At 64.1% G+C, this 26,162-nt stretch carries 20 protein-coding genes; 8 read left to right on the forward strand and 12 right to left on the reverse strand.

What is annotated here, in order from left to right:
• Positions 1–96 precede the first annotated feature (96 nt).
• Both LMJ30_RS05635 and LMJ30_RS05640 read left to right on the forward strand, forming a co-directional pair.
• The gene (locus tag LMJ30_RS05635) at positions 97–2,940 is read left to right on the forward strand and encodes a TonB-dependent receptor domain-containing protein (RefSeq protein ID WP_229431363.1); all 2,844 of its coding nucleotides are present in this window, start codon (positions 97–99) and stop codon (positions 2,938–2,940) included.
• A 189-nt stretch (positions 2,941–3,129) separates the two neighbouring features.
• Complete coding sequence (locus LMJ30_RS05640; protein ID WP_229431364.1) at positions 3,130–4,089, forward strand: S66 peptidase family protein; 960 nt, start codon at positions 3,130–3,132, stop codon at positions 4,087–4,089.
• A gap of 7 nt (positions 4,090–4,096) precedes the next feature.
• On the opposite strand, the gene LMJ30_RS05645 is transcribed toward LMJ30_RS05640, so the two are convergent.
• Positions 4,097–4,756: a hypothetical protein gene (locus tag LMJ30_RS05645; RefSeq protein WP_229431365.1), complete on the reverse strand. Its 660-nt coding sequence runs from the start codon at positions 4,754–4,756 to the stop codon at positions 4,097–4,099.
• A 441-nt stretch (positions 4,757–5,197) separates the two neighbouring features.
• On the opposite strand from LMJ30_RS05645, the gene LMJ30_RS05650 reads away from it, so the two are divergent.
• Positions 5,198–5,590, forward strand: a complete 393-nt coding sequence (locus LMJ30_RS05650) for a YciI family protein (protein ID WP_229431366.1) — start codon at positions 5,198–5,200, stop codon at positions 5,588–5,590.
• Positions 5,591–5,593: 3 nt separating this feature from the next.
• Here LMJ30_RS05650 and LMJ30_RS05655 read toward each other — a convergent pair whose 3' ends face one another.
• From LMJ30_RS05655 to LMJ30_RS05685, 7 genes are all read right to left on the reverse strand, one after another.
• Complete coding sequence (locus LMJ30_RS05655; protein WP_229431367.1) at positions 5,594–6,130, reverse strand: GNAT family N-acetyltransferase; 537 nt, start codon at positions 6,128–6,130, stop codon at positions 5,594–5,596.
• Positions 6,127–7,254, reverse strand: a complete 1,128-nt coding sequence (locus LMJ30_RS05660) for an acyl-CoA dehydrogenase family protein (RefSeq protein WP_229431368.1) — start codon at positions 7,252–7,254, stop codon at positions 6,127–6,129. Before LMJ30_RS05660 ends, LMJ30_RS05655 begins: the two co-directional genes overlap by 4 nt.
• A gap of 21 nt (positions 7,255–7,275) precedes the next feature.
• Positions 7,276–7,944, reverse strand: coding sequence for an SDR family oxidoreductase (locus tag LMJ30_RS05665; protein ID WP_229431369.1), 669 nt, complete (start codon positions 7,942–7,944; stop codon positions 7,276–7,278).
• A 104-nt stretch (positions 7,945–8,048) separates the two neighbouring features.
• On the reverse strand, positions 8,049–9,248 hold the full coding sequence (locus tag LMJ30_RS05670) for an acetyl-CoA C-acyltransferase (protein ID WP_229431370.1): 1,200 nt from the start codon (positions 9,246–9,248) through the stop codon (positions 8,049–8,051).
• The gene (gene aceK / locus LMJ30_RS05675; protein ID WP_229431371.1) at positions 9,241–11,064 is read right to left on the reverse strand and encodes a bifunctional isocitrate dehydrogenase kinase/phosphatase; all 1,824 of its coding nucleotides are present in this window, start codon (positions 11,062–11,064) and stop codon (positions 9,241–9,243) included. Before aceK ends, LMJ30_RS05670 begins: the two co-directional genes overlap by 8 nt.
• A 290-nt stretch (positions 11,065–11,354) precedes the next feature.
• The gene (locus LMJ30_RS05680) at positions 11,355–12,539 is read right to left on the reverse strand and encodes an isovaleryl-CoA dehydrogenase (RefSeq protein WP_229431372.1); all 1,185 of its coding nucleotides are present in this window, start codon (positions 12,537–12,539) and stop codon (positions 11,355–11,357) included.
• A gap of 82 nt (positions 12,540–12,621) precedes the next feature.
• Entirely contained in the window at positions 12,622–13,014 is a 393-nt protein-coding gene (locus LMJ30_RS05685) for a MerR family transcriptional regulator (RefSeq protein WP_229431373.1), read from the reverse strand.
• A gap of 128 nt (positions 13,015–13,142) precedes the next feature.
• Between LMJ30_RS05685 and LMJ30_RS05690 the strand changes: the two genes are divergently transcribed.
• The 3 genes from LMJ30_RS05690 (at position 13,143) to LMJ30_RS05700 (ending at position 15,362) form a co-directional block, all read left to right on the forward strand.
• Positions 13,143–14,195, forward strand: a complete 1,053-nt coding sequence (locus LMJ30_RS05690; protein WP_229431374.1) for an MBL fold metallo-hydrolase — start codon at positions 13,143–13,145, stop codon at positions 14,193–14,195.
• A gap of 264 nt (positions 14,196–14,459) precedes the next feature.
• Positions 14,460–14,870, forward strand: a complete 411-nt coding sequence (locus tag LMJ30_RS05695) for a hypothetical protein (RefSeq protein ID WP_229431375.1) — start codon at positions 14,460–14,462, stop codon at positions 14,868–14,870.
• Positions 14,871–15,191: 321 nt separating this feature from the next.
• Entirely contained in the window at positions 15,192–15,362 is a 171-nt protein-coding gene (locus LMJ30_RS05700; protein WP_229431376.1) for a hypothetical protein, read from the forward strand.
• Between the two features lie 35 nt (positions 15,363–15,397).
• Here LMJ30_RS05700 and LMJ30_RS05705 read toward each other — a convergent pair whose 3' ends face one another.
• The 3 genes from LMJ30_RS05705 to LMJ30_RS05715 all read right to left on the reverse strand — a co-directional run bounded on the left by LMJ30_RS05705 (position 15,398) and on the right by LMJ30_RS05715 (position 18,858).
• The gene (locus LMJ30_RS05705; RefSeq protein WP_229431377.1) at positions 15,398–15,994 is read right to left on the reverse strand and encodes a UbiX family flavin prenyltransferase; all 597 of its coding nucleotides are present in this window, start codon (positions 15,992–15,994) and stop codon (positions 15,398–15,400) included.
• Positions 15,987–16,298, reverse strand: a complete 312-nt coding sequence (grxD, locus tag LMJ30_RS05710; RefSeq protein ID WP_229431378.1) for a Grx4 family monothiol glutaredoxin — start codon at positions 16,296–16,298, stop codon at positions 15,987–15,989. The genes LMJ30_RS05705 and grxD overlap by 8 nt, the downstream gene beginning before the upstream one ends.
• Before the next feature lie 217 nt (positions 16,299–16,515).
• Positions 16,516–18,858: a Tex family protein gene (locus LMJ30_RS05715; protein WP_229431379.1), complete on the reverse strand. Its 2,343-nt coding sequence runs from the start codon at positions 18,856–18,858 to the stop codon at positions 16,516–16,518.
• A 267-nt stretch (positions 18,859–19,125) separates the two neighbouring features.
• Here LMJ30_RS05715 and LMJ30_RS05720 point away from each other — a divergent pair, with 267 nt between their 5' ends.
• Both LMJ30_RS05720 and LMJ30_RS05725 read left to right on the forward strand, forming a co-directional pair.
• Positions 19,126–22,233 carry a DEAD/DEAH box helicase gene (locus tag LMJ30_RS05720; RefSeq protein ID WP_229431380.1) on the forward strand — a complete coding sequence of 1,036 codons (3,108 nt, stop codon included), beginning with the start codon at positions 19,126–19,128 and terminating at the stop codon, positions 22,231–22,233.
• Between the two features lie 105 nt (positions 22,234–22,338).
• Positions 22,339–23,523 (forward strand): YbfB/YjiJ family MFS transporter, encoded by a 1,185-nt coding sequence (locus LMJ30_RS05725; RefSeq protein WP_229431381.1) that lies wholly within the window; start codon positions 22,339–22,341, stop codon positions 23,521–23,523.
• Here LMJ30_RS05725 and LMJ30_RS05730 read toward each other — a convergent pair.
• Positions 23,520–26,159, reverse strand: coding sequence for an HAD-IC family P-type ATPase (locus LMJ30_RS05730; protein WP_229431382.1), 2,640 nt, complete (start codon positions 26,157–26,159; stop codon positions 23,520–23,522). The two genes, LMJ30_RS05725 and LMJ30_RS05730, sit on opposite strands and share 4 nt — an antisense overlap.
• Positions 26,160–26,162 lie beyond the last annotated feature (3 nt).

Below are 26,162 nucleotides of genomic sequence, written 5' to 3' on the forward strand. Positions count from 1 at the left end.
GCGTACTCTGAAACGACCAATAGCGTAATGCCAAGCACATTACCCGATATGCATACCTGCCAAACCAGGCCTGCGAGACCCCAAGAGGAGAGAACCGTGAAGTTGAAAAAGATTGCGCAATTGATCGCCCTGATCGGCGTTGTAAGCCCGGCGCTGGCGCAGGATGTGCCCCAGCAATATATCCAGCGTGTCGAGATCACGGGTAGTAGCATCAAGCGCATCGCCAAGGAAGGCGCGCTGCCGGTTGAAATCATCTCGCGCAAGCAGCTCGAAGAGCAAGGCATCGTCAACGCCGAGCAGCTGATCGCCAGCCTGAACGTCAACGGCAACGGCTCCGACAACCTGGCCAGTAACGCCGACGTCACCTCCGGCGCGCAGCGCGGCAACAACGGCGCATCGTCGGCCAACCTGCGCGGCCAGGGCGCCGACAGCACCCTGGTCCTGCTGAACGGTCGCCGCGTGGCGCCGCACGGCATGAAGGGCTCGGCAGTCGACCTGAATTCGATCCCGTTCGCCGCGGTGGACCGCGTTGAAGTGCTGAAGGACGGCGCTTCCGCGATCTACGGTACCGACGCGATCGGCGGCGTGATCAACTTCATCCTCAAGAAGAACTACAAAGGCCTGGAAGCCCAGGTATTCACCGACGTCACCGAAGCGGGCGGCGGCGAAATCGGCCGCCTGCAGGTCACCGGCGGTTTCGGCGACCTGGCCGAGCAGGGCTACAACGTGCTGATCGCTGCGTCCACCAGCGAAAACAAGGCATTGCGCGGCGACCAGCGCGACTTCGTCAACACCTTCCAGCCTGACCGCGGCCTGTCGGTCGACACCCGCGGCGCACCGCACGCGAACGTGTTTGCCACCTCGCTGGGCGACACCATCCTCAGCCGCAAGAGCAACACCGGCCCTATCCTGCCGGGCACCACCCAGGCCTACAGCGGCATCAGCATCCTCGACCTGCCGGGCGGCGCGGGCTGCGCATCGGTCGACGGCATGGGCGCGTACGACGAAAAGCTGTGGGATACCCCAAGCGCCGGCTTCGGCTGCGCCTACGACACCGGCCGCGCGGCAGTGCTGCAGCAGCCAGTCAAGAACGACAACTTCGTTGCGCGCGGTACCGTTCGCGTCGGCAACCACGAGCTGTTCGCCGAAGCCTTCGGCTCCAACACCGAAGTGGCAAAGAGCTTCTCGCCGAACCAGATCTCGCCAAGCGCCAGCACCTTTGACGCGCGCGCGTTCTACCCTAGCACCGGCTCGGCCTACAACGAAGTATTCAACAGCATCGCCAAAGTATTCCCTTCGATCGAAGCGAACCGCGGCCTGCCGATCGCCTACCGCTGGCGCTGCATGGAGTGCGGCAACCGCGAAATCGTGACCGAAACCAAAGCCGGCCGCCTGCAGCTGGGCGCGGATGGCCCACTGAACATCGGCAGCTACGCGTTCGACTACAAGCTCGGCCTGGCGCGCGCATTCAGCGAGTCCGAATCGGCCCTGGGTACTGGTTACCACTACACGGCGGCACTGCGCGACGCGCTGGGCACCGGCATCATCAACCCGTTCCTGAAGGCTGGCGAAACCCAGTCGCAGGCAGCGCTGGACCTGATCAACAACGCATCGGCTGCTGGCGTCGTGCTGTACGGCGGCAAGACCGTGCTGACCGCGTTTGACGCCGCGATCTCGGGCGAGATCTACAAGCTCGAAGCCGGCCCTGTGCTGATGGCCGTGGGTACCGACATCCGCAAGGAAGAGTACGAGTTCAACGGCGACCGCCGTGAAGCCGCGACCCGTCCAGCGATCCTGAACGCAGCATTCGACGACGTCAACGCGCTGCCGAACGTCAGCCGCGACATCAAGGCGATCTACGCCGAAGTGATCGTTCCTGTCACGAAAGCGCTGGAACTGAACGTCGCCGTACGCCGCGACGATTACTCCGGTTTCGGCAACACCGTGAACCCGAAGGTATCGTTCCGCTACCAGCCGACCGAACAGCTGCTGTTCCGCGGTTCGTACAACGAAGGCTTCCGCGCACCGGCATTCAACCAGCTGTTCAACGGCGTGACCGAATCGCCGTACGCCGGCAAGGACCTGGCCGACCCGGGCAAGTGCCCAGGCGCCAAGGCCGACAGCTCGAAGCCAGGCTGCGAATCGATCACCCCTGTGGTCTTCACGGGCGGCAAGGTTTCGCTCGGACCTGAAACTGCCAAGCAAGGCTCGATCGGCGTCGTGTTTGAACCAGTACGCAACTTCTCGGCTAACCTCGACCTGTGGGAAATCCGCCGCTTCGACACCATCAAGTCGGTTCCGCTGTCGACCATGCTGTCCAACTACGGCCTGTTCACCGAGCAGTTCCTGCGCGACGCCAGCGGCAACCTGGTTGCGATCGACCAGCGCTGGGTCAACGCCGGCGCATCGGTCACCCGCGGCCTGGAAATCGGCGCCCGTACCAGCGGCAAGATCTGGGACGGTGCATGGACTGCCGGCATCGATGGCTCCAAGCTGCTGGAAAAGAAGAGCCGTCCACTGCCAGGCGCAGAATTCGGCAAGAGCGAAGTGGGCGTGTTCACCTTCACCGGCGACCTCGGCCTGAAGTGGAAGCACACCGCCTACGTCGGCTTCAAGAAGGGTGACTGGAGCGGGCTGTTCCAGAACGTCTACCGTCACGGCTACCTGGACCAGGTACTGCCAGGTGTTGCAAGCGGCAAGGTTACGCCAAGCAACTACGACGCCAAGGTTGATCCGTATTCGATCTTCCACACGAGCGTGTCGTACGCCGGCTTCAAGAACCTGACCCTGACCGCAGGTATCAAGAACATCTTCGACGAAGACCCACCGTTCGCGATCACCTACGACGGCAACACCGGTGCAGGCAGCTCGTGGGAACCACGCGTAGCCGATCCACGCGGCCGTTCGTTCACCTTCACCGCGAACTACAAGTTCCTCTGATAACGGCGACGTAGCGGCCCGTCGCGGGGAGGCGTAAGCTTCCCCCGACGGGCTTTTTTTATTTCACGATGACGAACCCATATGGCCGCAAGCGACAAAATCAGCCGACGTAGTTTCGGCGCCCTGATGGCGGCCGCCGTCGCGCTTCCCGCTTCTGCGCACCCTCGGGGCAAGCGCCCTTCACGACCGATGAAACAAGCACTGATCAAACCACCGCGTCTTCACACGGGCGACCTTGTCGGCCTGATTGCACCTGGCGGACGCACCAACGACGCCTCGATTGAAAAGGCGGTGCGCAATATCGAAGCGCTGGGCTTCCGGGTCAAGCTCGGCGCCAACCTGCGCGCGGTGCACGGCAACTATGCTGGCTCAGTCCAGCAGCGCGTGGCCGACCTGCACGCGATGGTCCAGGACCCGGAAGTGAAGGCGATGTGGTGCATCCGCGGCGGATCGGGCTGCATCTCGATCCTGTCGTCGCTCGACTACAAGCTGGTGCGCGCGAACCCCAAGGTCTTGCTCGGCTACTCCGACATCACCGCGCTGCACCTGGCGTTCTACCGCCACGCCGGGCTGGTGACCTTCCACGGGCCGGTGGCGATTTCCGGCCAGTCCGATTACGCACGCGAGCATATGCTGGCGGTGTTGATGGACCCGCAGCCGACCTACACCATCCCGATGGCGCTGGAGAACAGCCGGCGCGCGCTGGAAGAACCGCACTTCGCGATGCGCACGGCGACGCACGGGCAGGCCACGGGCCCGCTGATCGGCGGGAACCTGAGCCTGGTGAGCGCACTGGCGGGTACGCCCTACGCTGCCGACTTCAGGGACGCGATCCTTTACATAGAAGAGGTCAACGAGGAACCGTACCGCATCGACCGCTGGATGACGCAGCTCGACCTGGCGGTCGGCTTCAAGAATGCCGCCGCGGTGATGATAGGGATCTGCGACGAGTGCGTGCCGGAAGACCCGGAACTGTCGCTGACGCTGCAGGAGACGCTCGACCTGCATTTGAAGCCACTGCTTGTGCCGGCGGTCAGCGGCTATTCGTTCGGGCATATTCGCCACCAGTTCACCATTCCGGTGGGCGTGATGGCGCGGCTCGACACCGAGCGGCAAACCTTGACCTTGCTGGAGCCGGCGGTAGCCTAGGCAAAAATCAGTGGGACACGATTTTTGACAGCACCGAAAACGCCGGCGCGGTCTGCGAGTGTTCCAGCAAAATGGTCAGCTCCGAGAACGTGCACATCATGTTCGTCACGCTGATCTTGTCCCACGCGAGTTTCTTGAGCACCGCGTGATAAATGCCCGGCGTTTTCTGCGTGTCGGGATTGAGCCGCAAGGTCAGCGCTGTCAGGTTGTTGACCCGCGCCAGCAGGCGCTCGCCGCTAAACGCTTCCTCGACGATGTGCAGCAGCGAACCGCTGCTCACCACCAGCACCTCGTGCACGCCGCGCGTCACCGTAACAAACATCCCCGGGAAAGGTTCGGCCAGGGCCAGCAGCTGGCGCTGGCATTCATTGCTGTTGTCCGACAGCCGGTAGGTAGAGATGGTGAGCTCGGTGCGCGTGGTCAGCTCGCCCGAACGCGGCGCGATCATGATCGGGTTCGTCTTGTCCGGCGGCGGCAGGCGTTCGGACACGCGGCGCAGGGCCATCACCACCGCCGCCTGGCCGACCGGCTTCCAGAGGTCCGATTCCAGCTGCGGGCGTAGCTGGCGGGCCAGTTCGGACAGGTTGATCAGCCCGAGCGCCATCCCTTCGGTGAGGAACGGCGATTCAGAGACGATTTGTTCTACTTTGGTCGCGATGGAAAGCATATGGCCTCCTCAACTGGCTCGATAGGACGAAGTTCCGGCGAACGAACGCAGGAAGGCCTTCGACGGCTCGAATAAAGATGGATGTGTTAGCGCTGCTGGAGGACGCGAAAACGTCCGCTGCGGCTTACGTGATCAACGCGCCGCCAGGCATGGGGAAGCCGGAAGGGATGGGTGAAAAAAGTGCGAATGCCAGGTACGAATTTGACGTCATGGTTTTTTCCGTTCAGCTTAGTGCGTTGTCTCCGGCGTATGCTGGGTGCACTTTTTTATCGATGTTACCTGGTCTTTTGCGCCGGTAACTTGAGTCAAGTGTAGAACGCTTCGTACAAAAAGTGCAACTGTTAGTATGGACAAATCTATCCGATTGTTTCATTTTTGCTGCACCCACAATCGGGGCCCGCTATGGCAAGATGCAGTTAATAACATCAACAAGGAGTCCGGATGCACCGCTCAAAACAAGTGCTGGCCGCCGCCCTCGCGGCATTCCTGATCGCGCCCGCCGCCCTGGCTGAAACCCCGGCGGCCGCCAGGCCGCAACAGTTCGTGTACATGCTGCGCGTGGCGCCGCACCTGCACGACGCGGCAAAGTGGAGCGACAAGGACAAGGCCGCGACCTCGCGCCACTTCGAGCGGCTGAAGAAGGCGACGGCGGACGGGAAGGTGATCCTGGCCGGCCGGACCACGGAACAGATGGACAAGACCTTCGGACTGGTGGTGTTCGAGGCGGACGATGAAAAGGCCGCGCGCGCCTTCATGGAGGCCGATCCGGCGGTGGTGGCCGGGGTGATGACGGCGACCCTGCATCCCTATTCGGTGGCGCTGCAACGCAAATAAGGCTTACGGCCTGCGCGTCATGAAGGTGTACGCGTGCTGCTCGCCGTCGATGCGGAACATGTCCGGTATTTCGCCCACTGTCGCGAAGCCGGTGCGGGTATAGAGGTCGCGCGCGGCGCGGTTGTCGGACAGGACTTCCAGGTCGATCCAGTCGATACCTGCCTCACCGCGCGCCCACGCCATGGCCGCGTCGATCAAGCGCACGCCCAGGCCCTTGCGGCGATGGTCGCGGTGCACGCCCATGCCCAGCAGCGCGCGATGCGCCGCCGGGCGCTCAGGCCGTGCGCGCAGGTCGATATGCCCGGCGATGGCGCCGGTATCGTCCAGCGCAAGCCAGACGCGGCGCCAGCCCGGCTCCCCGACCGCCGTGCCCAGTCCCGTAATGAAGCCTGCCTCTTTTTCAGGCGGCAGGCGCGACTCGCTGCGCGCCATTGGCTGGAACAGCGGCGTGCCGTCCTTGCCGTTGTCGGCAAGGTGGTCGTTCAGGTAGGCGAACAGCGCGGCCAGGTCGGTGTGGACCGCGGGACGGATCGCGATCAAAGCGCGCGGGCGATCAGGATCTTCTGGATGTCGCTGGTGCCCTCGTAGATCTGGCACACGCGCACGTCGCGGTAGATGCGTTCGACCGGGAAGTCGCTGACGTAGCCGTAGCCGCCGAGGATCTGCATGGCGTCGGAAACCACGCGTTCGGCCATTTCGGTGGCGAACAGCTTGGCCATCGCCGCCTCTTTCAGGCATGGCAGGCCAGCGTCCTTCATGGACGCCGCGTGCCAGATCAGCTGGCGCGCAGCTTCGATTTTGGTGGCCATGTCGGACAGCTTGAACTGCACCGCCTGGTGTTCGAAGATCGGCTTGCCGAAGCTTTCGCGGTCCTTGGCATACGCCAGCGCGGCGTCAAACGCCGCGCGCGCCATGCCGACCGACTGCGAGGCGATGCCGATGCGGCCGCCCTCAAGGCCCGACAGGGCGATCTTGTAGCCCTGGCCTTCTTCGCCGATCAGGTTTTCCGCCGGGATGCGGCAGTTTTCGAACAGGATCTGCGCGGTGTCGGACGAGTGCTGGCCCATCTTGTGTTCGATGCCGGCGACGATGTAGCCCGGGGTGTTGGTAGGCACCCAGAATGCGCTGATGCCGCGCTTGCCGGCCGCCTTGTCGGTCACGGCCATGACGATCGCCACGTCGCCGTTCTTGCCGCTGGTGATGAACTGCTTGGTGCCGTTGATGACGTAATGGTCGCCATCGCGGGTGGCGGTGGTGCGCAGCGCGGACGCGTCGCTGCCGGTGTGCGGCTCGGTCAGCGCAAAGGCGCCCAGCATCTTGCCTTGTGCGAGGGGACGCAGCCACTGCTCTTTCTGCGCGTCGTTCGCATACATCATCGCGATGCTGCAGACCGGGCAGTTGTTCACCGAGATGATGGTCGATGTGCCGCCGTCGCCGGCTGCGATTTCCTCCAGCACCAGCGCCAGCGACACGTAGTCGAGGCCCGCGCCGCCCAGGTGTTCGGGGACAGCCACGCCGAAGGCGCCGAGCGCGGCAAGCTCCTGCAGTTCTTCTTTCGGGAAGGTGGCTTCCTTGTCCCAGCGCGCGGCGTTGGGCGCCAGGCGCTCTTGCGAGAAGGCGCGCAGGGCGTCGCGGATCATCTGGTGTTCGTCGTTCAGTATCATGGTCGCATGGGGTTGGGTGGCTTACCAGGGTAGCGGCGTGCCATCGTAGTTCAGGAATCTGCCGTTGTCGGCAGCGGTAAGTCCGGCAAGCGTGGTGCGCATGCTGGTGACGCTTTGTTCGACCGTCAGGTCGGCCTGGTCGCCGCCCATGTCGGTCTTGACCCAGCCCGGGTGGAAGGCCACGCAGGTGGCGCCTTGCGGACCGAAGTTAAGCGCGCTATCGGCCAGCACCGAGTTGAGCGCAGCTTTGCTGGCGCGGTACAGGGTGCCGATAGAGCTGTGGCGCAGGCCGATGGAGCCCATGCGCGACGAGATCACCGCAAGCTTGCCTTGGGTCGACGCGACCAGCGGGGCGATGATCGGCAGCAGGCGCATGGCGGCCAGCACATTGGTGTGCATGACGGCGTCGAAATCGGCTTCGGTTGGGAAGCCGTCGTGGCGCGGTCCGTACAGGCCGGCGCCGAGGATGGCGACATCGATGCGTTCGTCGTCGAGCTTCCAGCCGATGGCCGCGATCGAATCGGCGCTGGTGACGTCGAGCCGGTGCGGCTCGGCGCCCATCGCGGCGAGGGATGCGCAGTCTTCAGGCTTGCGGGCGGTGGCGATGACGCGCCAGCCGTCGGCCAGGTATTGGCGGGCCAGTTCGCGGCCGATGCCGCGCGAGGCGCCGATGATCAGTGCTGTGGGCATAGGTTCGTTAAGGTCAAATCGGCGGAGGCGGCCTTCGGCCTTGTCCGCCCTACGCATTGAGGTATACGTAGGGCGGATAAGCGCAAGCGCATCCGCCGAATTGATTACGCCATCTCGATCGCCATCGCGGTCGCTTCACCGCCGCCGATGCACAGCGACGCCACGCCGCGCTTGCCGCCGGTCTTCTTCAGCGCGCCAAGCAGCGTCACGATGATGCGCGCGCCCGAGGCGCCGATCGGGTGGCCCAACGCGCAGGCACCGCCGTGGATATTGACTTTGCTGTGCGGGATATCCAGCTCATGCATCGCCGCCATCGGCACCGCTGCAAACGCTTCGTTAATCTCGAACAGGTCGACATCCTTGGCGGTCCAGCCGGTCTTCTTCATCAGCTTCTGCATCGCGCCGATCGGTGCGGTGGTGAACAGGTTCGGTTCCTGCGCGTGGGTTGCGTGGCCGATGATCTTGGCGATCACGGTCAGGCCCAGCTCGCGCGCTTTCGATTCGCGCATCATCACCAGTGCTGCGGCGCCGTCGTTGATCGACGACGACGATGCGGCGGTGATGGTGCCATCCTTCTTGAACGCGGCGCGCAGGGTCGGGATCTTGTCCAGCTTGGCCTTGAGCGGGCCTTCATCCTTTTCGATGACGGTGTCGCCGGTGCGCGAGGTGACGGTCACTGGCGCGACTTCCCACTTGAAGTGGCCTTCGTTGGTGGCGTTTTGCGCGCGCTTGACCGACTCGATCGCGAACGCGTCCTGCGCTTCGCGGGTGAACGAGTAGGTGGTCACGCATTCTTCAGCGAAGGTGCCCATCGAGCGGCCTTCGCCGGTCTTCTCGTTGCGCGAGTAGGCGTCCTCCAAACCGTCGTACATCATGTGGTCGAACATCATGCCGTGGCCGATGCGGTAGCCGCCGCGCGCCTTCGGGATCAGGTATGGCGCGTTGGTCATCGACTCCATGCCGCCCGCGATGACGACGTCGGCGCTGCCGGCCATCAGGGTGTCGTGCGCGAAGATCGCCGACTGCATCGCCGAGCCGCACATCTTCGACAGGGTAACGGCGCCGGTCGACAGCGGCAGGCCGCCCTTGATCGCAGCCTGGCGCGCTGGCGCCTGGCCCTGGCCCGCCATCAGGCAGTTACCGAAGTAGACATGTTCGACCAGCTTCGGATCGACACCCGAACGCTCGACCGCCGCGGCGATCGCAACGGCGCCCAGGTCGCTGGCGGTCTTGGAGGAGAAATCGCCCTGGAAGGCGCCCATCGGAGTGCGCGCGGCGCCGACGATTACGACTGGATCATTCATTGTTAAGGTTCTCCAAATGAGGTGGGGTGGTGGCCGGCGCGAAGGCCGGTGCCTGGTTACGGAAACGGATGTGCTGCGGATACGGGAACACGTCTTCGATGAAACCGTCCATGATGCGCTGCTTGCGCGACTGCCAGAAGTCTTTGGTCAACAACTCGGCATGATGCTTCATAAAATACTGCTTGATCTTGGCGTTGCCCAGCAAGAAAGCGCCGAACTGCTCGGGGAACACGTCGTGCTTGGCGATCGAATACCACGGCTCGGCGGACATCTCGTCTTCCTCGTTGCGCGGCTGCGGGATGTCGCGGAAATTGCAGTCGGTGATGTACTCGATCTCGTCATAATCGTAAAACACCACTCTTCCTTGACGGGTCACGCCGAAGTTCTTGTATAGCATATCGCCGGGGAAAATGTTGGCGGCCACCAGTTCACGGATGGCGTTGCCGTATTCGATGACGCCGTGTTCGATCAGCGCATCGTTGCCGGCCGCTTCCGCATTCGACAAGAAAATGTTCAGCGGCACCATGCGGCGCTCGATGTACAGGTGGCGGATGATGATGCGGTCGCCTTCGAACTCGACCAGCGAGGGCGCGTGGTGCAGCAGCTCGGCGATCAGCTCTTCCGAGAAGCGCTCGACCGGGAAGGCGACGTTTGAATACTCCAGCGTATCGGCCATGCGGCCGACCCGGTCGTGGTGCTTGACCAGCAGGTACTTTTCCTTGATCTGGGCGCGGGTGGTTTCCTTGGGCGCCGGGAAGAAATCCTTGATCACCTTGAACACGTAGGGGAAGGACGGCAGCGCGAACACCAGCATCACCAGGCCGCGGATGCCGGGCGCGATCTCGAAACGGTCGGCGGTGTGCTTCAGGTGCTGCAGGTAATCGCGGTAGAACAGCGTCTTGCCCTGCTTCTGCAGGCCGAGGATGGTATAGATCTCGCTGCGCGGCTTGCGCGGCAACAGGGTGCGCAGGAACTGCACATAGGCTGACGGCACCTCCATATCCACCATGAAATAGGCGCGCGTAAACGAGAACAAAATCGTGATCTGCGCGTGATCGAGCAGCACCGCATCAAGCACCAGTTCGCAATGGCGGTTGTGCAGGATGGGCACGACGAACGGGAATTCCTGTGTACCGTTGATGACCTTGCCGACGACGTAAGCCCCTTTGTTCCGGAAGAACAAGTTGGACAACACCTGGATCTGGTAGTTCGGCTCCGGCGCATCGCCGCCCAGCTTGTGCAGCAGGCATTCCTCGAGCTGGGCGATATCTCGGTCGAGGTTGGCGAACTTGCAGTTGAGCTGGAAGTTCGTGACGATGCGCTTGAGGGAGAAGCGCAGGCCGTCGGTGGCTGGGTAGTAGACGCGGTAGGTCGGCAGCAGCTCTTCGGTGTCGATGTACTCGGTCGAGATCACCGGGCGCACGAAGATGAAATCGTTGTGGAAATACGTCCGGTGCAAGATATTGCAGCACACGGAATTAAAGAACGTCTCCGCCAGCTCGGGCTGCTTATGGCCTGACAACATGCCGATGTAATGCAGCTTGGTTTCGCGCCAGACGCTGTCGCTCAGTTCGCTGTCGTCGTACTCATCCTCGAGCACCTGGACGCACTCGAGCACGCGCTTATCGTAAAAGTCGATGCGCTCGCGCGCCGCCTGCTGGGCGACGGTCCAGTTAGCCGTTTCAAAGTGCTGGCGCGCGACCTGGCTAGCCTGGCGAAACAAGCGATAGTGCTTATCGAAGCCATCGAGGATCGTGTGCGCGATATCGAACGCGATCTGCGAAGACAACAGCTTAGGAAACGCAGCTTGTTTCATCGTTAAATCGACCAGGAAGGCGAACCGCTATTCTATAAGTTTCCAAATTCGGGGTCAGACCACCGCCTTTTCGGAATATTCCAAAATGACGGTGGTCTGACCCCAAATTTGCAAAATGACGGTGGTCTGACCCCAAATTTTGGCAATTATTCCCAAAAGGCGGTGGTCAGCGTGACCCGGTCTGACCCCGAATTTGGCAATTATTCCCAGAAAGCGGTGGTCAGCGTGACCCGGTCTGACCCCGATGTTGGGAATTCAACGTGACGTGGTCTGACCCCGATTTTGGGAAATTACTTGGTTTCGGCGAACAGTTCGCGGCCGATCAGCATGCGGCGGATTTCGCTGGTGCCGGCGCCAATCTCGTACAGCTTGGCGTCGCGCCACAGGCGGCCAACCGGGTATTCGTTGATGTAGCCGTTGCCGCCCAGCGTCTGGATCGCTTCGCCTGCCATCCAGGTGGCTTTTTCGGCGCTGTACAAAATCGCGCCGGCCGCGTCCTTACGCAGGTTGCGTACCTGCTCGGGCGTGGTGGCGCGGTCGCAGGCCTGGCCGACCGCGTAGACGTAGGCCTTGCAGGCCATCATCGTCGAGTACATGTCGGCGAGCTTGCCTTGCATGAGCTGGAATTCGCCGATCGGCTGGCCGAATTGCTTGCGGTCGTGGACGTAGGGAACCACCGCGTCCATGCAGGCCGCCATGATGCCGAGCGGGCCGCCCGACAGGACCGTGCGCTCGAAGTCGAGGCCGGACATCAGGACATTGACGCCCTTGCCCAGGCCGCCCAGCACGTTTTCAGCAGGGACTTCGCAGTCTTCGAACACGAGTTCGCCCGTGTGCGAGCCGCGCATGCCGAGCTTGTCGAGCTTTTGGGCGATCGAGAAGCCTTTGAAGCCTTTTTCGATCAGGAAGGCGGTCATGCCGCGCGGACCCGCTTCGAGGTCGTTCTTGGCGTACACCACCAGCACGTCGGCGTCAGGGCCGTTGGTGATCCACATCTTGGTGCCGTTGAGCACCCAGCGGTCGCCCTTGAATTCGGCTTTGAGCTTCATGCTGACCACGTCGGATCCGGCGTTCGGCTCGGACATCGCGAGCGCGCCAACGTGTTCGCCCGAGATCAGCTTGGGCAGGTACTTCTGCTTTTGCTCTTCGGTGCCGTTGCGCTTGATCTGGTTGACGCACAGGTTCGAGTGGGCGCCGTACGACAGGCCGACCGACGCCGAGGCGCGCGAGATTTCTTCCATCGCCACGATGTGGGCGAGGTAGCCCATGCCGGCGCCGCCGTATTCTTCGCCGACGGTGATGCCAAGCACGCCCAGGTCGCCCATCTTGCGCCACAGGTCCATCGGGAACTGGTCGCTGCGGTCGATCTCGGCAGCGCGCGGCGCGATTTCGGCAGCGGCAAATTGTTGGACTGCTTCGCGCAGCGCGGCGATGTCTTCGCCGTGGTCAAAGGTCAAGCCTGGAAGATGCAGCATGTCGTCCTCGTGGAAAATGGGGATGTGGAACCGTCAATCATACGCATGTTTGACGTTTACGTAAACGTAAGGTAGCCTGCCCTTAAGCGGTCTGGGTGCTCTGCGCCAGCATGCGGCGGCATTCGTCCTCGTGGGCGGCCACTTCGGCCAGCGCCATCTCGATGTCGGCGCGTTGCTGCTCCAGCGTTTCGCGCTGGTGGGCGAGCACCGCGAGGAACCGGTTCATCTGGGCGACCGTGTCCTTGGGAGACTCATACATGTCGACGATGCTCTTGATTTCCGACAGGGTCAGCCCGAGGCGCTTGCCGCGCAGGGTGAGCTTGAGGCGGGTGCGGTCGCGCGCCGTGTAGACACGGTTGCGTCCGCCCACGCCCTCGCGCGAGGGGCTGAGCAAGCCATGGTCTTCGTAAAAACGGATGGCACGCGCCGTGATGTCGAATTCACGGGCCAGCTCGGCAATCGTATAGGTAACCATGATCAGGTTTCTGTTTGCTGTTGGTAAAATGCGCTAACATGAATCGCGTACAGCGCTGTGGTTTCCGTTTACGTCAACGTAAAGTGCATTGTAGCGCGCCACCGGCCGAACGGCCATGAAAGAGCTTGATGAATCCTTCCGAATCGCAACTGGACTATCCCCTCGGCGACATGCTGCCCGCGCCCGGCGCGCTGGTCGAACTGGCGCCCGGGCTTTGCTGGCTGCGCATGCCGCTGCCGTTTGCCCTCGACCACATCAACCTGTGGCTGCTGCGCGATGCGTTCCAGGGCCGCAGCGGGTGGGCCAGCGTCGATTGCGGCGTGGCCAACGACAGCACGCGCGCGGCATGGGACCAGGTGCTGGCGGAAGGGGCGGGAGGCGCGCCTTTGTTGCGCGTTTTCGCCACCCATTGCCACCCGGACCACATGGGCTTGTCGGACTGGCTGTGCTCGCGTTTCGGCGCGCCCTTGTGGATGACGACCGGCGAATATGCGTTCGCGCGGATGATGGCCGCCGCCTTGCCCGGCGTCGACGGCCCGGCCGCGCTGCCGCATTTCCAGCGCCACGGGCTGGTCGACCCTGAACTGATCGAGCGCATGGGCGAACGCCGCAATTACTACCCTTCGCTGGTACCGGCGGTACCACAGGCATACACGCGCATGCAGGACGGCGAGCTGATCCAGATTGGTCAGCAGCAATGGAGGATCATTACCGGATTTGGCCATTCGCCCGAGCATGCCGCCCTGTATTGCGAAGCGCTGCAGGTGCTGATTTCGGGCGACATGGTATTGCCGCGCATTTCGACCAACGTGTCGGTATTTGCAGTCGAGCCGGAGGGCAACCCGCTGGCCCAGTACCTGGCCTCGCTTGATAAATTTGCCGGCTTGCCTGCGGACACCCTGGTGCTGCCGTCCCACGGCCGCCCGTTCCGCGGCTTGCATACCCGTATCGCCCAGCTGCGCGAGCACCATGCAGCCCGCCTTGCCGAGGTCGTCGAGGCGTGCCGCACGCCGCAGTCGGCGGCCGATATCGTCCCGGTCATGTTCCGCCGCAAGCTCGACGCCCACCAGCTCACGTTCGCGCTGGGCGAGGCGCTTGCCCACCTCCATTTCCTCTGGCGCCAGGGCGCCTTGCAGCGTCGCGCCGGCGCCGACGCCGTGTTCCGCTTTCATCTGACCTAGACCAACAATCTGCGACGCGTGCGTGTGCAGCATGAATATAGTATGCTGGTTTTGAGCGCGATACCTGAGCAGCCGCGGAAGCGAAATCCGGACCATTTTACGAACAGTCGGTCGGTGTGGCAAAGAACTTAACATTGTTGTCAATAAAGCCATGCCATGCAGAACGAGGTTCAGTAAGTGTTACCCATCCTGTTCAATATCGTCACAACTGGTCTCATCTTCCTAGAGACTGACTTTCATGGCTTAGCATGAAATAGTGCCATAATGAATTCATCTAACGAACGGGAAAGCTTTAGCGAACGCCTTCAACAGGCCCTGAAGAACGCCCATTACTCTCCCGATAGTCCCACCCGCTTAGCGCGCGAATTTAACATTCGGTTCGACGGGCGCCCCATTACCGTGCATGCCGCTCGGAAATGGTTAGTCGGAGAAGCAATTCCCACGCAGGAAAAGTTACGTATGATCGCCCACTGGCTGGGCGTTCCTGCCGAGTGGCTGCGTTTCGGCGGCACCGATGGCGACGCCGCCAGCCATGGCGAAACTTCCCATGGCACGGCCCGGTTTGAGTCCGCTGACGTGAAATTAATCGCCGATCTGCAAAGATTGGATGAGCATCACCGCCAGATTGCGCGGGAATTTATCCGCATGCTGGTCCGGATGAATAACCAGAAGTAGTATTTGTCACATTTGCAACCCGCCGAAGGCTTGTTCGGCGGCATGTTGCTGCATCTTAAGGCCTGCTTGTCTTGCCCACCCAAGGCATGTCCGGCCCTTCCTGCCTTCCTTTAGCACATCGCCACGACGCTGGTTTTGGCATTTGTCACGGCGAAATCGCTACCTTCATGCACACTATCGAGGCTGCCCGCCGGGCCAAAATACCTTCGAGCAATTTTTTGCGCGTAGAAAACGCACAAAATCGTGATAGTGGCTCATAATCAAAGGGCACCGCGCCGTATTTTCACCTGTTCTGCAACGAAGCCGAGGATCAGCCGCCTTATGAAAAGCAACTACGCCAATACCGCGCAACTGAAGGACCTGATGACCGCACCCCCGATGACCGCACAGCAGCACGCCGAAGTGATGCGCAAGCGCATCGAGCATCGACGCATGCTTGAAGAAGCGAAAGAACTGAAGAAAGCGGAGGCCTGGCAGTACGACAAACGCTGAAACTGCCCCTCGCCGCGGCGCTGGATCAAGCTGGCCTATCCGGCGTCCGCGGACGCTTTCAAGCCGCCCCAGCGTGGCGCCAGGCCATGCTCAAGGCCAAACAAGTCGATGACCCGTCCCACGGTGTGGTCGACCATCTCCTCGATGCTCGCCGGCTTGTGATAAAAGCTCGGCAGCGGCGGGAACACAATCCCGCCCATTTCCGTTACCGCCGTCATGTTGCGCAAGTGCGCCAGGTTGAACGGCGTTTCCCGCACCATCAGCACCAGCCGGCGGCGCTCTTTGAGCACGACGTCGGCGGCGCGCGCGACCAGGTTGTCCGACAGGCCGTGGGCCACGGCGGCCAGGGTTTTCATCGAACAGGGGGCGACGACCATGCCGTCGGACTGGAACGAACCGCTGGCGATCGATGCGCCGATATCGCGGTTCTTGTGCACCACGTGGGCCAGTGCCTCGACATCGCGCCGCTGCATGCCCATTTCCTGATGCAAGGTAAGTGCCGCGGCGTCGGTCACCACCAGGTGGGTCTCGACGCCGGGGGTGGCGGCCAGCTGCTCAAGCAGGCGCACGCCGTACACCGCGCCGGTGGCGCCGGTGATGGCGACGACCAGCCGCCGGGGCCTGTCAGCCATTGATCAGGGCTTTGAGTTCGCCCGATTCGAACATCTCGTTCATGATGTCGGAACCGCCGATGAACTCGCCCTTGATGTACAGCTGGGGAATGGTTGGCCAGTTCGAGTATTCCTTGATGCCCTGGCGGACTTCAGGATCTTCCAGCACGTTGACGGTGGCGATGTTCTCGACGCCGCAGGCTTTCAGGATCTGGATGGCGCGGCCGGAAAAGCCGCACTGCGGGAACTGGGCGGTGCCCTTCATGAACAGCACCACAGGGGTGGTGGTCACGGTTTCTTTAATCCAGGTTTGTACGTCGCTCATGGCTGCCTCAGTGAAAAAAATGAATAGATGCCGACATTTTATAAGAAATTGTCGCGCAGGGCGGAGAAGGCGCAGAACGCCTCGATTTATTGCCGCGGCGTGAAATCGGCGGATGCGGGCCTTGCCCTTATCCGCCCTACCGATAACGACAGCAGGTAGGACGGATAAGCGGAGCGCATCCGCCGCAGGCCGCCATGGCGGCGGCCCGAGACCCTTCCTAGCCCTTCAGCTTGGCAAACGCCGCCGCCATGCTGCCGGCCATCGGCGCCGGCTGCTTGTTCTGGTGCTGCGCGAGGCGCTTGCCGTCGGTGCGGTCGCCGCGCTGCTCGGGCTTGGAGCCGGCCTGCGGCGCGCTGTCCGTCAAGCGCATCGTCAGCGCGATGCGCTTGCGCTTCGGGTCGACTTCCAGCACCTTCACCTTGACCACCTGCCCCGCCTTGACCACCGTGTGGGGGTCCTTGACGAAGGTGTTCGACAACGCCGAAATATGCACCAGGCCGTCCTGGTGCACGCCGATGTCGACAAACGCGCCGAACGCGGCCACGTTGGTCACCACGCCCTCCAGGATCATGTCCGGACGCAGGTCGCTGATTTCCTCCACGCCTTCCTTGAAGGTGGCGGTGGTGAACTCAGGACGCGGGTCGCGGCCGGGCTTTTCCAGTTCCTTGATGATGTCGGTGATGGTCGGCACGCCGAACTTGTCATCCGCATAGCGCGCGGGATTGAGCGTCTTGAGCAGTGAAGCGTCGCCGATCACCGCCTTCATTTCTTTCTTGATGTCGGCCAAAATCTTCTCGACCACCGGATACGATTCCGGGTGCACCGCCGAGGCGTCCAGCGGATTGTCGCCGTTCATCACGCGCAGGAAGCCGGCCGCCTGCTCGAAGGTCTTGTCGCCCAGCCGCGGCACCGATTTCAGCGCCGCGCGCGAGGTGAACGCACCCTTCATGTCGCGGTAGGAAACGATCGCCTGCGCCACGCTGCCCGACAAGCCCGATACGCGCGCCAGCAGCGGCGCCGATGCCGTGTTGACGTCCACGCCGACCGCATTCACGCAATCCTCGACCACGGCGTCCAGCGAGCGCGCCAGCTGGGTCTGCGACACGTCGTGCTGGTACTGGCCGACGCCGATCGATTTCGGGTCGATCTTGACCAGTTCGGCCAGCGGGTCTTGCAGGCGGCGCGCAATCGATACCGCGCCGCGCAGGGACACGTCCATGTCCGGCAGCTCGCGCGAAGCGAACTCGGACGCCGAGTACACCGATGCGCCGGCTTCCGACACCACAATCTTGGTCAGCTTCAGTTCCGGGCGCTGCTTGATCAGGTCCTGGGCCAGCTTGTCGGTTTCGCGCGACGCGGTGCCGTTGCCGATCGAGATCAGCGACACGTTGTGCTTCGCCGCCAGGTTGCCCAGCAGGTGCAGCGAACCGTCCCAGTCGTTTTTCGGCTGGTGCGGGTAGATGACGGCAGTGTCGACCACCTTGCCGGTGGCGTCCACGACCGCCACCTTGACGCCGGTGCGCAGGCCAGGGTCGAGGCCCATGGTGGCGCGCGGGCCGGCCGGGGCCGCCAGCAGCAGCGCCTTCAGGTTGCGGGCAAAGACGTTGATCGCGTCGAGCTCGGCCTTTTCGCGCAGCGCGCCCATCAGCTCGGTCTCGAGGTGCATGAAGCTCTTCACGCGCCAGGTCCAGCGCGCGGTGTCGGCCAGCCACTTGTCGGCCGGGCGGCCCAGGTTCTTGATGCCGGCGGCGGCGGCAATACGGCCTTCGCACGGATTGTGCGGCGCATCCCACTTCGGCTTTTCGGCTTCTGTGTCGAGGCGCAGGGTGACGTCGAGCACGCCTTCGCGGCGGCCGCGCAGCAGCGCCAGCGCGCGGTGCGATGGGACGGTGGAAATGGTTTCCGAGTAATCGAAGTAGTCGGCGAATTTCTCGCCTTCGTCCTGCTTGCCTTCGACCACTTTCGATTCGACCACGCCGTGCTCCTGTACGTATTCGCGCAGCGACTGCAGCAGGGCGGCGTCTTCGGCGAAGCGTTCCATCAGGATCTGGCGCGCGCCGTCGAGCGCCGCCTTGGCGTCCGGCACCCCAGGATTGTTGCCGTCGGTGGTGGTGAAGGCTTCGCGCAGGAACTTGCCTGCTTCGGTTTCCGGGCTCAGGGTCGGGTCGGCCAGCAGCGCATCGGCCAGCGGGGCCAGGCCCGCCTCGATGGCGATCTGGGCCTTGGTGCGGCGCTTCTGCTTGTACGGCAGGTACAAGTCTTCCAGGCGGGTCTTGTCCTCGGCCATAGCGATGGCTTCCATCAGGGCCGGGGTCATCTTGTTTTGTTCGGTGATCGACGACATGATCGCCGCGCGGCGGTCTTCCAGTTCGCGCAGGTAGCGCAGGCGCTCTTCAAGCAGGCGCAGCTGGATGTCGTCCAGGCCGCCGGTCGCTTCCTTGCGATACCGTGCGATAAATGGGACAGTCGCGCCTTCGTCGAGCAGGGCGATGGCGGCGGCAACCTGCACCGGCTTGGCGGCAAGTTCAAGGGCGAGGCGTTGTTCGATGGAGGGCAGCATTGGGTCAGTCTCAGGTGAGTCAAGCCCGGAATGATTACGCAATCGCGGCGAATGCGCCAGTCTTGACAGCGTCAGGTACGTGTGCACGGTTGTCAATCGAACAACACGATCGGCCCGATTTGATTTACCATCGATTGATCAAAGGCAAGGAATTGCCCACGCCAACGATTTATAGGTGTGAAAGAGAACAGACCACGAACCCTCCGATGTTAGATAATATCGGTTGTTGTCGTTTTTGATACGGCCTTTACAGAACAAGTACAGACGATGGAATTCACGCGCGAAGAACACCGCGAAGTATCGACGGCGGCCCCCCGCGCCGCCAGCCCTGCGCCCGGCCTTCCTGCGCCCGTGGCGAGCTGGCTGCAGCGCGTCGAGGCTGCCGCGCACCCGCAGCCGCAGCTCACGGCTGAGATCAAAGACCCGAAAATCACCCAGTACCGCTTCGTGTACGTGCTCGCCCCGACCAGCGGCGGCCGCCATGTGGCCTTGTGCCTGTGCAAGGCGCGCCTGCGCCCGACCGGCGAAGTGGCGGCGGCCAGCCCGGTCAGCGAAGTGTTTTCGCTGCTGTCGGCGCCGCCCGCCTACCTCGAAGGCGACGACGAGGACCTGGTTCGTTTCTTCATTGCAATGCGCAGCGGCGCGGCCTCGGCTGGCGGCGGCGCAACCGAGCCCAAGGGCAAGGTCGGTGCGATCCTGCTGCAGATGCTGCTGGAACAGGACAAGCTGCTGTGGGCGAATTCCTGGGCCGACATGGCCAACGGCCTGATCTATCCGCTGAAGGCCGGCGCGGAGCGCGAGGCCAACCTGGTGTGGCGCGACGAGGGCAAGACCGCGCGCCTCGGCTGGCAAGTCCAGCCGGCGTCCGGCGCCACCCATACCGCCGCCGACCAGATCGACTACATGCTGCCGACCGATCCGCCGTGGTACATCGACAACCTGTCGTGCGGCCCGCTGGCGCTGAACCGCGGCGGCGTCGATATTTCGCTGGCCGAGCTGCAGGCGCTGGTCGCCCAGGCCCCTGCGCTGACCGGCAATGACAAGAAGCGCGTGTCGCAATTGCTGCTGGCGCATGGACTGCAACAGCTGATGCCGCTGCCGCAGCCGCTCACCCAGCGCCTGCGCGACGACGTCAAGCCGCGCCCGGTGCTGCTGCTCGACAGCGTTGCGCTGCCGGATGGCGCCACCACGCGCTGGCATGACTTCGCCGTGCTGTCCTACGATTACGATGGCGAGCGGGTGTCGTTCGACCCGGCCCAGCGCGTTGTGCGCCAGATCGGCGACGTTACCGAAATTATCGCGCGCGATGCCGCTGCCGAAGCCGGCGCGCTTGCCGAACTGACCGGACTGGGTTTCCACAAGCCAGCCACGCCGCCGCTGAACGGCCTGGCCGGGGCGCTGCAGCTGGAAAGCCAGGCGCACTGGCTGCGCTTTGCCGCCGACGGGCTCGATACCCTTCCGGACCATGGCTGGCAGGTGCTCAAGTCGCCGAAATACCGGTACGACGTGGTCGCGGTCGACGACTGGTATGCGGACATAGATGAGCCTGCCGAGGCGGGCAACGCCTGGTTCGAACTTGAGCTGGGCATTGTCGTCAACCAGAAGCGGGTGCCGCTGCTGCCGGTGCTGGTGCAGCTGATCCGCAGCGCGCCGAGCGATTTCGACGCCGAGGTGCTGGCAGCCCACGCCGACATCGACCAGATGCTGGCCACCTTGCCCGATGGCGTGCGCGTGGCGCTGCCGTGGGGCCGCCTGAAGCCGATCCTGAACACGCTGGGCGAGCTGTATTTCAACGACAAGATCAAGGCCAGGGTGCGCCTGTCGACCCTGGACGCGGCCCGCCTCGAAGAACTGGCGCGCGGCACCGAACTGCGCTGGACCGGCGGCGAGCAGCTGCGCGAAACCGGCCGCAAGCTGTCCCAGTTTGGCTCGGTGCAAAAAGTGCCGACGCCGGCCAGCCTGCAAGCGACCTTGCGCGACTACCAGGCCGACGGCCTTGCGTGGATGCAGTTCCTGCGCGAATACAACCTGGCCGGCATCCTGGCCGACGACATGGGCCTGGGCAAAACCGTACAGACCCTCGCCCACATCCTGGTCGAGAAGGAATCCGGCCGCATGACCAAGCCCGCGCTGGTCATCGCGCCGACCAGCCTGATGACCAACTGGCAGGAAGAATCGGCTCGCTTCGCGCCCAGCCTGCGCGTGTTGCTGTTGCAGGGCAAGGAGCGGATGGAGCTGTTCGACAAGATCGAAGAGCACGACCTGGTGCTGACGACCTATGCGCTGTTGCCGCGCGACGAGGAAAAGCTGCGCGAGCACGAGTACCACCTGGTCATCCTCGACGAATCGCATTACATCAAGAACACCCGCTCGAAGGCGGCGCAAAGCGCCGGCCTGCTCAACGCGCGCCACCGCCTGTGCCTGTCGGGCACGCCGCTGGAGAACCACCTGGGCGAGCTGTGGTCGCAGTTCCACTTCCTGCTGCCTGGCCTGCTGGGTGACGAAAAGACGTTCAACAGCCAGTTCCGCCATCCGATCGAGCGCCAGGACGATCCGCTGCGCCGCGCCCTGCTGAACCGCCGCATTCGTCCATTCCTGCTGCGCCGGACCAAGGACAATGTCGCCAAGGAGCTGCCATCGAAGACCGAGATGGTGCGCAAGGTGGAATTGTCGGGCGCCCAGCGCGACCTGTACGAAACCGTGCGTCTGGCGATGGACAAGAAGGTGCGCGAGGAAATCGACAAGAAAGGCGTGGCCCGCAGCCAGATCGTCATCCTGGAGGCGCTGCTGAAGCTGCGCCAGGTCTGCTGCGACCCGCGGCTGGTCAAGGCGCTGCCTGCCCGCAAGAAGGACAGCGGCTCGGCCAAGCTGATCGACCTGATGCAGATGGTCGACGACCTGCTCGAAGAGGGCCGCAAGATCCTGGTGTTCTCGCAGTTCACCAGCATGCTCGAACTGATCCAGGCCGAGCTGGACGCGCGCCGCATCCCGTATGCGCTGCTGACGGGCGAAACGCGCGACCGCGCCGCCCAGGTCGCCGCCTTCCAGCAAGGGGCGGTGCCGATCTTCCTGATCAGCCTGAAGGCCGGCGGCGTTGGCCTGAACCTGACCGCGGCCGACACCGTGATCCACTACGACCCGTGGTGGAACCCGGCGGCCGAGAACCAGGCCACCGACCGCGCCTGGCGCATCGGGCAGGACAAGCCGGTGTTCGTCTACAAGCTGATCGCCAAGGGCACGCTGGAAGAAAAGATCCAGCTGCTGCAGCAGAAGAAGTCGGACCTGGCCAATTCGATCCTGGCCGAAGGCGAGTCGCACAAGCTGGCGCTGACGCAGGAAGACCTGCAGGCCATCTTCGCGCCGCTGGAAGAGTAAGCGCGCAAGCGTTCCCGGCAGGTTTCTGGCCGGCCGGGAACGCAACTTCCTCCCTCATGTTACCCTTCAAGCAAGGATGCTTTTCATCCATGTTTGGAGCCGCTTATGCATGACCAGGGACAGCGCATCAAAGTGCTCGGCGCGGGCATCTTCAGCCTCTTGCTGGCGCTGGGTGTCGCCCGTTTTGCCTACACGCCGCTGCTGCCCCTGATGCAGGGCCAGGCCGGCCTTGGCATCGCCGAGGCGGGCTGGCTGGCGGCGATCAATTACGCCGGCTACCTGGCCGGCGCACTGACCGCTTCCCTGATCAGCGACCTGGCGCTGAAAGACCGCCTGTACCGGATCGGGATGGTGGTGGCGGTGGCCAGCACGCTGGTCATGGGCCTGAGCACCGACCTCGTGGTGTGGGCGGTATCGCGCTTCTTTGCCGGCCTGAGCAGTGCCGCCAGCATGCTGCTCGGAACCGGCCTGATCCTCAACTGGCTGATGCGCCATGGCCACCGCAGCGAGCTCGGCATTCACTTCGCAGGCATCGGGCTCGGCATTGCCGGCTGCGCCATGCTGGTCGAGTTACTTACCCCGTGGCTGGACTGGCGCGGACAATGGTTCGCCTTCACGGCGGTCGGATTGCTGCTGCTGGTGCCCGCCCTGCGCTGGCTGCCCAGGCCGGACTCGGCCGGCTTGCCGGCCAGCAGCCAGAGCATGGCCGACCATCCTCCCGGAAAACTGTACCTGCGGATTTTTATCGCAGCCTATTTCTGCGCCGGTGTCGGCTTCGTCATCAGCACTACCTTCATCGTCGCCATCGTCAACAAGCTGCCGAACCTGGCGGGGCAGGGCAACCTGGCCTTCCTGGCGATCGGCATGGGCGCGGCGCCGGCCGCCATCGTCTGGGACCTGGTGGCGCGGCGCATCGGCGACGTGAATGCCCTGATCGCTGCCGCCGGCCTGCAGGTTATCGGCATCCTGCTGCCGGTGCTGGCCGGCGGCCTGGTGATGACGCTGCTTGGCGCACTGCTGTTTGGCGCCACCTTCGTCGGCATGGTCAGCCTGGTCATGACCATGGCCGGCCGCTATTATCCGACCCGCCCGGCCAAGATGATGGGCAAGATGACCCTGTCCTACGGCGCCGCCCAGATTGCCGCACCGCTCGTCACCGCGGCGCTTGCCACCCGGCTTGGCAGTTATGAAGTCGGGCTGTACCTGGCCGCCGGCGTCATGCTGCTGGGCACCGGCTTGTTGCTGGTGCTGAAACTCGTCGAGCCATCGCCAGTGGCTGCGGCGCGCTAGCCGCCCGCGCGGCGCAGCCATGCTTTTTCCAGTTCGACCACGGCAAACAGCACGATGCCGAAGCCCGCGATGCGCAGCCATGCGCCAGCGCCGGGCGGGGCCGTGCCGAACAGTTGCTGCATGGCCGGCAAATAGGTGAACAGCAGCTGGAGCACTACCAGCACGGCGACAGCGGCGAATGCGCTGCGGCTGCCGGCCAGCGCGCCGCGCCCGAGCGCCGGGGCGGACAGCCGGCGCACGTTGAACAGGTAGACGATTTCACCGATCACGATCGCGTTGACGGCGGCGCAGCGGGCAGCCTCCAGGCTGGCGCCCTGCCGCAGTTCCCACAGGAACATGCCCATCCCGCCCGCCACCATCAGCGTCGTGACCAAGGCAATGCGCCACACCAGGAAACCGGTCAGCACCGGGGCGGCCGGGTCGCGCGGGGGGCGCGCCATCACCCCCAGCTCGGTGGCTTCGAATGCCAGCGCCAGCGCCAGGGTCACGGCGGTCACCATGTTGATCCACAGGATCTGCACCGGGGTGATCGGCATCGTCAGGCCGAGCATGATGGCAACGAGCAGCATGCCGGCCTCGCCGCCATTGGTCGGCAGGATGAAGACGATGGCTTTGCGGATGTTGTCGTAGACGCCGCGGCCCTCTTCGATGGCGGCCGTGATGGTGGCGAAATTGTCGTCGGCCAGCACCATCTCGGCGGACTCCTTGGCCGCTTCCGTGCCCTTGGCCCCCATCGCCACGCCGACGTCGGCCTGTTTCAGCGCCGGCGCATCGTTGACGCCATCGCCGGTCATCGCGATCACCTCGCCGCGCTCCTGCAAGGCGGTTACCAGGCGGAGCTTGTCTTCGGGGCTGGCGCGTGCGAACACGTCGTTAGCGGCGGCCGCGGCGGCAAAGCCGGCATCATCCAGGCCCGCCAGCTCGGCCCCGGTGCAGGCGCTGAGCGGCAAGGCCAGCCCGACCTGTTCGCCAATCGCGCGCGCGGTGGCCAGGTGGTCGCCGGTGATCATCTTGATGCGGATGCCGGCGGCGCGGCAGCGCGCCACCGCGGCGACCGCCTCGTCGCGCGGCGGGTCTTCCAGGCCCAGCACGCCGAGCAGCGTGAACTGGCCCGCGGTCACCGTATCCATGCGCAGTTCGGCCAGCGCCGGCACGCGCCGGTGCGCCACCGCCAGCAGGCGCAAGCCGCCCGCCGCCGCGCCCTCCATGCGCCGCTGCCACGCGGCGGCATCGAGCGGCCGCTGGCCGCCGCCGTCGAGCTGCCACTGGCATAGCGCGATCACCGCTTCGGGGGCGCCCTTGAGGAAGATGTCGTGGCCGCCGGCATGGTCATGGTGCAGGGTGGCCATGAACCGGTGTTCCGACTCGAACGGGATGGCATCGACCCGCGGCAGCGCGGCGCGCTCGGCATGTTCGCTGAGGCCGGCCTTCAGCGCGAAGCTGACCAGCGCGCCCTCGGTCGGGTCGCCTGCCAGGCACCATGCGTCGCCGGCGCGCGCCAGCGCGGCATCGTTGCACAGCAGGGCGGCGCGGGCAATGCCCGCCAGGACCGGGTGCTGCGCCGGCGATGCTTCGGCGCCGTCCAGCGCAAAGCCGCCACGCGGCGCGTAGCCCACCCCCGACACGACGAAATCGGCCTGCGCCGCCAGGACCCGGCGCACCGTCATTTCGTTGCGGGTCAGCGTGCCGGTTTTGTCGGTGCAGATCACGGTGACCGAACCGAGCGTTTCCACTGCGTGCAGGCGCCGGATGATGGCGTTGCGGCGCGCCATCCGTTCGACGCCGATGGCCAGCGCGATCGTCATGATCGCCGGCAGCCCTTCGGGAATCAGCGCCACCGCCAGGCCGACCGCGGCCAGGAACATCTCGGCGGCGGAATAGTCGTGCACCAGGGTGCCGAAAGCGAACGCAAATCCGGCAAACAGCAGCGTCACCAGGGTCAGGCGCCGGCTGAACAGCGCAAGCTGGCGCAGCAGTGGCGTGGCCAGCGGTTCCACCGCGTCGAGCATCGCGCTGATGCGGCCGATTTCGGTGGCGGCGCCAGTGGCCACCACCAGCCCGGTGCCCTGGCCGCAGGCCACCAGCGTGCCCGAGTAGGCCATGCAGGCGCGGTCGCCCAGCGCCGCTGCGGAGTCGACCGGCGCCACCTGCTTATCGGCGGGCACCGATTCGCCTGTCAGGGCGGCCTCTTCGATACGCAGGTTGTGCACGTCCAGCAGGCGCAGGTCGGCCGGTACCCGGTCGCCGGACGCGAGGAACACGATGTCGCCAGGCACCAGCTGGCGCGCGTCAAGCTCCTCCCGGCGGCCTTCGCGCAGCACCTGCGCCTGGAACGGCAGCATGGCGCGGATCGCATCGAGCGCGCGTTCGGCCTTGCCTTCCTGCACAAAACCGATCAGCGCGTTGATGACGACCACCCCGGCAATGACCCCGCTGTCGACCATGTGGCCGAGCAGCGCGGTGATCGCCGCCGCGCCCAGCAGCACATAGATCAGGACATTATTGAATTGCGCCAGCATGCGTTGCAGCGGACCGCGGCCCGCAGGCGGCGGCAAAGCCGCCGGCGCTTGTGCCGAGCTGGTCAAGCGCGTGCTGGGCGCTGGCTGCGTGCCATGCGGGCGGCGCGCCAGGGTCACCGG

The sequence above is a fragment of the Massilia agrisoli genome, assembly GCF_020831365.1.
In the GTDB taxonomy this organism is placed as follows: domain Bacteria; phylum Pseudomonadota; class Gammaproteobacteria; order Burkholderiales; family Burkholderiaceae_D; genus Telluria_A; species Telluria_A agrisoli.

What these genes read in the sequence shown, in the direction of transcription:
- LMJ30_RS05685 (WP_229431373.1), bottom strand. Translation starts at nt 13,014, where the DNA reads ATGGTTACCTATACGATTGCCGAGCTGGCCCGTGAATTCGACATCACG.
- LMJ30_RS05640 (WP_229431364.1), top strand. Translation starts at nt 3,130, where the DNA reads ATGAAACAAGCACTGATCAAACCACCGCGTCTTCACACGGGCGACCTT.
- LMJ30_RS05715 (WP_229431379.1), bottom strand. Translation starts at nt 18,858, where the DNA reads ATGCTGCCCTCCATCGAACAACGCCTCGCCCTTGAACTTGCCGCCAAG.
- LMJ30_RS05725 (WP_229431381.1), top strand. Translation starts at nt 22,339, where the DNA reads ATGCATGACCAGGGACAGCGCATCAAAGTGCTCGGCGCGGGCATCTTC.
- LMJ30_RS05690 (WP_229431374.1), top strand. Translation starts at nt 13,143, where the DNA reads ATGAATCCTTCCGAATCGCAACTGGACTATCCCCTCGGCGACATGCTG.
- LMJ30_RS05700 (WP_229431376.1), top strand. Translation starts at nt 15,192, where the DNA reads ATGAAAAGCAACTACGCCAATACCGCGCAACTGAAGGACCTGATGACC.
- LMJ30_RS05660 (WP_229431368.1), bottom strand. Translation starts at nt 7,254, where the DNA reads ATGATACTGAACGACGAACACCAGATGATCCGCGACGCCCTGCGCGCC.
- LMJ30_RS05665 (WP_229431369.1), bottom strand. Translation starts at nt 7,944, where the DNA reads ATGCCCACAGCACTGATCATCGGCGCCTCGCGCGGCATCGGCCGCGAA.
- LMJ30_RS05720 (WP_229431380.1), top strand. Translation starts at nt 19,126, where the DNA reads ATGGAATTCACGCGCGAAGAACACCGCGAAGTATCGACGGCGGCCCCC.
- LMJ30_RS05680 (WP_229431372.1), bottom strand. Translation starts at nt 12,539, where the DNA reads ATGCTGCATCTTCCAGGCTTGACCTTTGACCACGGCGAAGACATCGCC.
- aceK (WP_229431371.1), bottom strand. Translation starts at nt 11,064, where the DNA reads ATGAAACAAGCTGCGTTTCCTAAGCTGTTGTCTTCGCAGATCGCGTTC.
- grxD (WP_229431378.1), bottom strand. Translation starts at nt 16,298, where the DNA reads ATGAGCGACGTACAAACCTGGATTAAAGAAACCGTGACCACCACCCCT.
- LMJ30_RS05705 (WP_229431377.1), bottom strand. Translation starts at nt 15,994, where the DNA reads ATGGCTGACAGGCCCCGGCGGCTGGTCGTCGCCATCACCGGCGCCACC.
- LMJ30_RS05645 (WP_229431365.1), bottom strand. Translation starts at nt 4,756, where the DNA reads ATGCTTTCCATCGCGACCAAAGTAGAACAAATCGTCTCTGAATCGCCG.
- LMJ30_RS05695 (WP_229431375.1), top strand. Translation starts at nt 14,460, where the DNA reads ATGAATTCATCTAACGAACGGGAAAGCTTTAGCGAACGCCTTCAACAG.
- LMJ30_RS05670 (WP_229431370.1), bottom strand. Translation starts at nt 9,248, where the DNA reads ATGAATGATCCAGTCGTAATCGTCGGCGCCGCGCGCACTCCGATGGGC.
- LMJ30_RS05650 (WP_229431366.1), top strand. Translation starts at nt 5,198, where the DNA reads ATGCACCGCTCAAAACAAGTGCTGGCCGCCGCCCTCGCGGCATTCCTG.